This window comes from Frankia sp. AgKG'84/4, from assembly GCF_023242965.2.
Classification (GTDB): domain Bacteria; phylum Actinomycetota; class Actinomycetes; order Frankiales; family Frankiaceae; genus Frankia.
Window position 1 is genome coordinate 1 of record NZ_JALKFU020000258.1, and the last position, 7,235, is coordinate 7,235.

The 7,235-nt window shown below is 74.0% G+C and carries 2 protein-coding genes; both read left to right on the plus strand.

Going from position 1 to position 7,235, the window contains the following annotated elements; genetic code table 11:
- The first annotated feature begins 127 nt into the window (after positions 1 to 127).
- Positions 128 to 6,016: a hypothetical protein gene (locus MXD58_RS16100; protein ID WP_250609476.1), complete on the plus strand. Its 5,889-nt coding sequence runs from the start codon at positions 128 to 130 to the stop codon at positions 6,014 to 6,016.
- A 308-nt stretch (positions 6,017 to 6,324) separates the two neighbouring features.
- The coding region (locus MXD58_RS16105; RefSeq protein ID WP_250609477.1) for a right-handed parallel beta-helix repeat-containing protein at positions 6,325 to 7,235 on the plus strand (911 nt) is incomplete at its 3' end.

The window sequence follows — 7,235 nt, forward strand, 5'->3', positions numbered from 1 at the left end:
GACGGGAGGTCAAGCGCCGCACCGACGTGGTCGGGATCTTCCCGAACCGGGACCGCCTCGCCGGCGATCGGCGCCGGTCCGTAGCGCACTGGACCTGCTCGCCGAGCCGCCCCGCGGCGAGTTCGCGGTGACCCACGCACGGCCGAGCGCCGGCCCGGACGGGGCGAGCGCCCGCCTGGGCGAGCCATCGCTGGCCGCGAGCCACGGCCCCGGGCCACGACTGGACACGGCGGGCGCCTCCACCCGCCTCGACCCGACGCCCGCGCACCCTCAGCCGACCCGAGCCCTGCCCTCCGCTGGCGGCCCCTTCCACGGCGGCCCCTTCCACGGCGACCCCTTCCACAGCGGCTCGCCGGACGGCGCCCGGCAGCCCGGAGGCCCGTCGGAGCACGGGCCGCGGCGGGACGGCTCCGCGCACCCCGCGTCGACAGAAGCGAAGGACGTCGACGCCGTCCTCGACGATCTCGCCCGCAGCACCGGCGACGTCCGCCATGCCCGGGAGCACCTGGACGCCACCCGGGCGGCGGGCGGTCCGGACCCGGCGGCGAACGGGCTGCGCCTCGCGCAGGCCAGCAAGGACCTGCGGATCAAGGAGTCCCTGCACAACAAGCTCATGTCCACGCTGCGGGATCGTGGGGTCGCCGATCCCGTCGCCGCAGCGGAGGAGCAGGCCTGGGCGCAGTACCGCATGGCGCTGCACCACCTCGCCGACGCCCAGGACGCCCACGACCGGCTGCACCCGCAGCCGAACGCACCCTCGCGCGCCAACAACTCGGTCCCCGCCTCCGTCCGCGGCAAAGCCAAGAACGCCGCCACCCCCGCCCAGCTCGACGCCACCACCGTCCTCGCCGGCGCCCAGACCCGCTTCGGCGTCGCCGACGAGCGCCTCGACGCCCTCGGCCTGAACCCGGCCCACCTGCGCGACGCCGAGCTCGACGAGCTGCGCCGCTCCCTGCTCGCCCGGCCCCGGATCCTCGGCGGCATGAACGTGCTGGGCGGCCTGGGTCACCTGGGTGACCTGTTCGGGCTGGGCGGTCGCGGCGAGGCCATCGTCAGCCGTGACCTCGCGCACGACCTGTATCTCATCGTCGAGCCCCCCTCCGGTGGGCTGCTGTGGGGCGGGGCGACGCCCCGCGGTCACATCCTCGCCGCCAACGACGAGGTGATCTTCCATGGCGAGCTCACCGAGTTCGCTGGCGGGTTCCGGATCGTCGACCCGGACGACGCCAGCCGTTACCGCGTGTACGACGCCGAAGGCAACCTCACCGACTCCAGCGGCGGTCTGACCCTCACCGACTCCCTGGGCCGCCTCGGCCACCTGGAGATCGGCCCAGCCGAGGGCCGGGCGACGCTGCACGACCCGGGCGGACGGGCACCGGTCACCTACGACCACGCGGCGGGGCCGGGCGGGGAGCACCGGATCACCGCCGGTGACGGCACGTGGCGCGCGTTCAACGCCGACGGCCACCTGACCCGTTTCGGCCTACCCGTCCGTGACACCGGGCTGGGAGCGGGACCGCTGGGACAGCTGGAGATCAGCCCGAGCGAGCGGACAGCGGTTCTGCACGGCGCCGGCGGCGAGCGGGCCCCGTTCGACTACGAGGCGGCGCCGGGCGGAGCGCACCGGATCACCGCCGAGGACGGTTCGTGGCGTCAGTTCGACGCGGGCGGTGCTCTGACCCGGTTCGAGGTGCCGCTGCGGGGCGCCGACCATGGCGCGCTGGGACGGTTGGAGGTCGACCCGGGTGCCGGGACGGGGGTGCTGCGCGGCGCGGACGGCGCCGACGTCGACGTCACCTATCTGCGAACGCCGGCCGGGGAGCACCGGATCACCGCCGGGGACGGCTCGTGGCGGGTGTTCGACGCGGACGGAACCCTGACCCGGTTCGCGTTGGACCTGCGGGGAGCCGACGACGGTGCGCTGGGCGGATTGGAGGTCGTGCCCGCCGAGCGATCGGCCGTGCTACGCGCGCCGGGCGGGGACCAGGCCCCATTCGACTACGCGGCGCGGCCGGGTGGTGCGCACCGGATCACCGCGGGCGACGGTTCGTGGCGTCAGTTCGACGCGGGCGGTGCTCTGACCCGGTTCGAGGTGCCGCTGCGGGGCGCCGACCATGGCGCGCTGGGACGGTTGGAGGTCGACCCGGGTGCCGGGACGGGGGTGCTGCGCGGCGCGGACGGCGCCGACGTCGACGTCACCTATCTGCGAACGCCGGCCGGGGAGCACCGGATCACCGCCGGGGACGGCTCGTGGCGCCTGTTCGACTCCGATGGGAACCTGACCCGGTTCGGCCTGGACGTACGGGGCGCACCCGGTGACCCACAGGCCGGCCCGCTCGGCCAGGTGGAGATCGACCCGCACGGCGGATGGGCGGACCTGCGCCGGGCACCGGGACAGGACCCGCGGCGCCTCACCTACCAGCGCACACCGGCGGGGGAGCATCAGCTCACCGACGCCGCGAGCACTGCCTGGCAGCGGTTCGACGCGCGCGGAAACCTCATCGCCCGCGGCGGCCCCCTCACCGACCTCAGCGGGAACGCCGCCGGCACGGTGCACATCGACCTGCTCGCCGGGACCGCCCGCCATGACCTCGCGGGCTTGCCGGGGGAGGCATCCCGGGAGTGGACCGCGATCCATGGTGTCAACGGCGACTACCGGTTCACCAACGCGGCCGGGGAGATGATGCGTCAGACCCCCGATGGCCGCATCGTCGAGCAGTCCCTGCGGCCGGCCACTGCCTACGGCACCGCCGGGCCGAACCTCATCCACGCCCACCTGGACGCCCGCGGCGCCCCGCAGGCCCGCCTGCTCCACAACAACGCGGTCGTCCCGGGCGTGCGGGTCGATGTCGAGGCCGGCGTCGGCTACCGGATCACCGACACCGCCCCGGGACCGCACCACGGCGACCACCGGGTGATCGCCAGCAACGGCCAGCTGCTCTCGGAGAGCATCGCCGTGCTGCGCCGCGACGGCACCGCCGACGGCACCCACCTGGCGGTCACCTACCGGCCGAAGCCGGCGCGCGACGGCCGCATCCCACCGGGACGGGACGGAACGTGGACGCGGTCGGACGGCAACGGCCGGTTGCGGGCCGGCCATGGCAACCTCGACCGGGACAACAACCCGCGTACGGCGTACAACAGCGGTGGCAGTGTCACGACGAAGGTCACCGGCGAGGTGGAGCTCGTCGGCGCCGACCGCAAACCGTTCTACAGCCGCGAGTCCCTCGGGGCGGGCACCGGCCATCCGCGGCCCACGCTGGAGGTCTTCCGTGCCACCGGCGGCCGGCGCCACTGGCACGCGTGGGCGGGCAGCCACGCCGGCACGCCCGGCGCCTCGATGGGGCGGGGCACGCGCACCTTCACGGACCTCCCCGAGGGCCGGATGTGGGTCGACGACCAGCACCACTGGCCGTTGAACGTCACCGTGCGCAAGGGCCGTACGACCGCCGACGGGGTGGTGCGCGCCGAGGCGCAGGCCGACGGCTCGTGGCGCTGGTACCGGTTCACCGCGGACGGCACGCTGGCCGCCGAGGGGACCCGCGTGTTCAGCCGCATGCGGCAGAGCTGGCTGGACGTCCACGATCCGACCGGCGCCGCGGCGATCGCCCAGCGGCACAACTCGGTGTACCACTCCTTCGCGAACGCCCTGCACGACCGCGAGCACCCGATCACCCAGGGCGCCCCCTCCGTCGCCTACAAGGAGATCTCCCCGCAGCTCAAGGACACCGGCTCCCTGGAGATCCTGCACAACGGCAACCATCTGGTGACCACGCGCTGGGCCGAGCAGAAACCGCCGCAGGTGCTGTGGCGCAACCCCGACACCCTCACTGGCCCCAACTGGCTCGCCGCCCGGGTCCTGGGGGACAAACTCGGCGCGGTCGACTTCCCCAACCCCGGCCTGGTCCGCGGCGACAGCCGCTACCAGGTCTTCCGGTGGACCGAGCAGACCGCGGGCGGCAATGTCCTGCACTCCGGCGTACGCGCGGTCACCCCCGACGGCTCGTACTCCGACTTCACCCGCGACGGCCTGTTCGTGCGGGGCAAGCTCAAGCTCGACGACGGCAGCACCGTGGAGATCGGCAAGGGTGCGCACCGCACCTGGGAGTCGCTGCCGCCGGGGGGAGTCCCGCAGCCCGGCGGGCGCTCCCTGCGCTGGACGAACGGCGCGGAGACGGGACAGCGGTTCTTCTCCGGCGATGGCCGGCACTGGGTGGACGCCACCCAGGGCGCCGAGGCCGCCGGCGAATGGCGGGCCGTGCGCTACACCGACACCCAGGGCAACATCGTCCACGTGGTCCGACCGGCCGACCGGCCCCGGTTCGACCCGGATCAGCGCCCGGCCGCCGCGTTCGCCCCGGCCGAGGCGCCCGCCCGGACGATCACCCGCAACACCATGGGGCAGATCATCGACCGTCGGGACGAGTGGCCGGGGCACGGCCCCGCGGGGGCGGACGGCGCCGTCGCCCCGATCACGGTGCACGCCGAGGGCGACCCCCGCACCGGCACGTGGACGTGGGACGACGGCACCCACACGGGGATCCGAGTCAGCGGCCGCAACAAGCGCTGGACCGGCGCCTGGGACGACTCCTACCGCGACTTCACCGTCGTGGGCAACACCCAGGTCGCGCTGCGCGAGCTGCGGGCCCTGGACCGGGGCAGGTCGCTCGTCGGGTGGCGGCGGGCGGATGGAAGCTGGACGTCGGAGATCCGCGGTATCGACGGCACCGAGGTGCCCGGCAGCCGGGCGCGGCGCGAGTTCCAGCACGCGAACGGCAACTGGCAGGCACACCCCCCGGCGGGTACCGGGCGCGCCCCGTGGCGCGACATCGACGGGCAGAACAACGTCCTTCGTGAACTGGTGGGCGGCCGGGTGCTCAAGTACGACACGCACCGGGGGCCGCTGGACGCCATCGGCCACGGAACCTGGCAGGAGTTCGACCACGGCGCGGTGTTCCGGACCCGGACAGAGCCCGAACCCGGGCTGTTCCGGGAGACGGAGAGTTTCCACAAGCAGTGGCGGGAGACCGACGCGGCCGGCCGGCTGCTGCGTTTCCGTTCCCTGTCCGGCACGGTGTGGGAGCGCGGCCCGCTGAACCGCTGGTCGATCCAGCACCGCGGGTTCGGCATCGTCGGCCGCGAGTTCGAGTTCCGGGGCCTCGCCAGTGAGTTCCGCGGCAAGAACCGGATGTGGCGGGAGTCCAACCGGTTGCAGTACAAGGCGATCGACGGAGTGTTCGGCGAGTTTGTCAGCCCGCTGCGCCGCACGCTGCAGAAAGCCGCGCTGGACTTCACCCAGGAGTTCCTGATGGACTTCACCGCCCAGGTGGGGCTCGCCCTCGCCTTCAACCAGGGCGACCTGCACAAGGAGGACTGGTACCGGGCGCTGACCGGTTCCGCCGTCGGCACCTCACTCAAGATCACCAATAGTGTGATCCACGATCGGTGGAAGGTGGCCAAGGGTTTCAAGGACGGCCTGGCCAACCTCGACAGCGGCAAGGACTGGAACCGCAGCCCTTACAACCACGACAAGTTCTGGGACAACGACTGGGCCTCGACCGAGAACCCGCCCCGCTGGCGGCAGAGTGCCTACGACTTCGTTCAGGGCACCATCGTCGTGAACTTCGTCGCCTCCTATGTGGCGAACGCCGTGAACGCGGCCGCCTTCGGCCTGCCGAAGGACTACGTTCCGCTGCACGGCGGCCAGGCCGCCCTTGCCGGCGCCTGGGGCGGCGCCGGAACGCTGATCGTCAGTTCGACGATCGGTGGTGCGCGGACGATCGGCCACTTGGCCGGCTCCGGGCGCTACTTCCACCGCGGCGGCCTGGTCGATCTCACCGCGATCTACATCGAGCGGGTCGCCGAGCGGGCGATGGGTGCCTTCCTGCTGCTCAAGGCGATCGGCGTGCGTCCTCAGGACAACATCCCGAGGCCCAAGAACGCGGCTCCGGGCACCCCCGCGCCGAGCCACATCGTCGCGCCACCTGAGGTCGCCGGTACGGGCGGCGATGACTGAGGGCCTGTGCGGAGCCGGCTGCGGTGTCGGCTGCGGTGTCGAGGGACTCGAGCGGGCAGGACGGAAGTAGGAGCATGCGCAGGGTGCGGGGCGGGGAGCGAACGGGGCGCGGTCGCGTCGCCGGGACCGTCGCGGGGAGTGGCACCTCGGGTGCTGGTGTCGCGGGTGCTGGTGTCGCGGGTGCTGGTGTCGGGGGAGACGGCCTCGCGCAAGGCGGCGGCGCCGACGGGGCGCGATGGTCGGCGCCCACCTCCGACGGTGCCGTGGCGGGCGCGGCCGTGGCGGGCGGAGAGGTCGGCGCGTGCGGTGTGCGGGTCGGACCGGGCGCGTTCCCGACGCTCGGCGCGGCGCTGCGGGCGGTGCCGGACGGCGGAGTGGTGACGATCGCGCCCGGCCGTTACGCGGAACAGGTCGTTCTCGACCGCGGAGTGCGTCTCGTCGCCGAGGGCGGTCCGGGAACGGTGTGGCTGACGGGCGTGGCCGCGGTGGTGGTGCGGGCGGACGTCGCCCTGCGCGGCGTCGGGTTGACCGGCGCCGACCCGGCCAGCGCGGTGCTGGTCGTCGCGGCCGGCGCGGTCGACCTGGTCGACTGCGACATCGTGGGGGGTCGGATCGAGGCCGCCGCCGGTACCCTTCGGCTCTCGGCCTGCCGCCTCGCTGGCGCGGCTCTGACCGGCCTGCATCTGCTCGGCACCGCGGTGGCGACGCTGGAGGCCTGTGTCATCGAGGGCGTGTCGGGTTCCGGGGTGGTCCTCGGTGGCGAGGCGAGCCTGGACCTGGTCGACTCCCGGGTGAGCCGGGTGGGCGGCCCGGGGGTGCGGCTGCGCGGCCGCGCGCGGTTGCGGGCGCGGGACTGCGAGATCAGCCGGACCGCCAGCAGCGGCCTGCTCGTCGAGCAGGAGGCCACCGCCACCCTGACCGACTGCGTGTTCCTGCACCCCGGCGCGGAGGGGATCCGGGTCCACAGCGAGGGCCCCAGCCATGCCGAGGGCCCCAGCCATGCCGAGGGCCCCAGCCATGCCGAGGGCCCCAGCCACGCCGGGGACCGCGGCGATGTCGAGGACCAGAGCGATGCTGGGACCAGCGACGATGACTCCGACGGTGTGCGTCTCGTGCGATGTGAGATCGTCCGGGCCGGCGCCGACGGGCTGCTGGGCGAGGGCGCGGCGCGGGTCTCGCTGCGCGAGTGCCGGATCCGGCGCAGCGCCCAGGCGGGGGT